Raw genomic sequence first — 1,432 nt, 5'->3', positions numbered from 1 at the left:
CCTCGGCCCCGGAGGCCAGGTGCCACCGGGGCCGAGGTCACGCGGCGGGCGGCCGCCGGGAGTGCTCACCGCCCCGCCGGGACGAGGACCTCCCCGACCGTGCGGGACCGGAGCCGTTCCAGCAGCTCGGTCTGCTCCTGCGCGCGGCGCAGCAGCGAGTCGAGGCGGTCCGCGTCGAGGCGCTGCTCCTGTTCGGCGAGCTGCGTGAGGGTCCGCCACACCAGAGCCTTGTCCCGCACCGCGAGCAGCAGTCCGTCCAGCTCCACGACGGAGCGCAGCGGTGACGTCCGGACGAGCCGCCCGTTGGGCTTGGCCCGTCCGATGCTCTCGCCGAGCCGGGCCGCGACGATCTTGTACTTGCGCACCGGCACGTCGAGCAGCCGCATGACGTCCAGCAGCGTCGCCCGGTCCTGCTCGACGTCGTCGGTGAGGCGGTCGAGTTCCCCGGACATGGCGGTGTCGGCGTGGCCGTCGGCGACGCGTCGGGCGAGGTCCACCGCGGCGGTGGCGGCGGCGAGGTGGTCGTTGAGGTAGATGCCGAGCAGTTTGTTCTCCTGCCCGGCCGGTTCGGCGGTGGCGGAGCGGGGCATGCGCACGTCCTTCCCGAGTGCCGGAGGGTTCCGGTCGCGCTCCGGGTGCCCGCCGGGGCCGGGCACATGCGGCTCCCGGGCGTTCGGTGCCGTCGGGGCCGGGTCAGTCCCGTACCGCGGCCGCGGTGATGGCCCGGATCCTGAGCGGGCTGGAGTAGACGACGCTGGTCGTCACCGCACCGAGCCCGGCGATCCGGCCGGTGGTCTGCTCCAGGTGACGCATCGAACGGGCGACGACCTTCAGCACGAAGCAGTCCTCGCCGGTCACGTGGTGTGCCTCGACGATCTCCGGGGTGCTGTCGACCAGGTCGTGGAAGGGCTTGTAGTTGCCGGTGGGATATCGGAGCCGGACGAAGGCCAGGATGTCGAGGCCGAGGCGTTCGGGCCGGACCACGGCCGAGTAGCCCGCGATCACACCGCTCGCCTCCAGCCGCCGCACCCGTTCGGTGAGGGCGCTCGGCGACATGGAGACGGCCCGCGCCAGTTCCGCGTAACTCGCCCGCCCGTCACGCTGGAGGGCTTCGAGAATGCGCATGTCGACGTCGTCCGGAGAATCAGCGGCCATGGTCGAGGAATACCGGGGAAACAGCGTCAGATCAAGCGCCGGGCCGGGCTTCTGCGGTTCCACCGGGAAGGAGCCGCTCATAGCGTTGCACCCATGACCCCACTCACGGACGACACCCTCGCCTCTCCCGCACTGCGCGTACCGCCCGCGGCACCCGCCGCCGCGGCGGCCTTCTTCGCTGACCGGCTCGACCACGAGGCGGCCGTCGCCGACGTGCACGCCTCGCTCGCGTCCGGCCGGCCCGGCTTCGTGCTCGTGGACTCGCGGGCGACCGCGG

Annotated in this window: 2 protein-coding genes and 1 pseudogene; 1 reads left to right on the top strand and 2 read right to left on the bottom strand. The window is 72.8% G+C overall.

Annotated elements, in window-relative coordinates; genetic code table 11:
• Positions 1-65: 65 nt before the first annotated feature.
• Entirely contained in the window at positions 66-590 is a 525-nt protein-coding gene (locus tag ACYVE9_RS26770) for a hypothetical protein (RefSeq protein WP_461030480.1), read from the bottom strand.
• A 103-nt stretch (positions 591-693) separates the two neighbouring features.
• Positions 694-1,155 (bottom strand): Lrp/AsnC family transcriptional regulator, encoded by a 462-nt coding sequence (locus ACYVE9_RS26765; RefSeq protein ID WP_461030479.1) that lies wholly within the window; start codon positions 1,153-1,155, stop codon positions 694-696.
• Positions 1,156-1,248: 93 nt separating this feature from the next.
• On the opposite strand from ACYVE9_RS26765, the pseudogene ACYVE9_RS26760 reads away from it, so the two are divergent.
• A pseudogene (locus tag ACYVE9_RS26760) lies at positions 1,249-1,432 on the top strand (rhodanese-like domain-containing protein); the annotation flags it as partial.

The sequence above is a fragment of the Streptomyces sparsus genome (assembly GCF_054776295.1).
The sequence above is the reverse complement of the archived record's forward strand: the minus strand, read 5'-3'. Positions and strand labels throughout refer to the sequence as shown.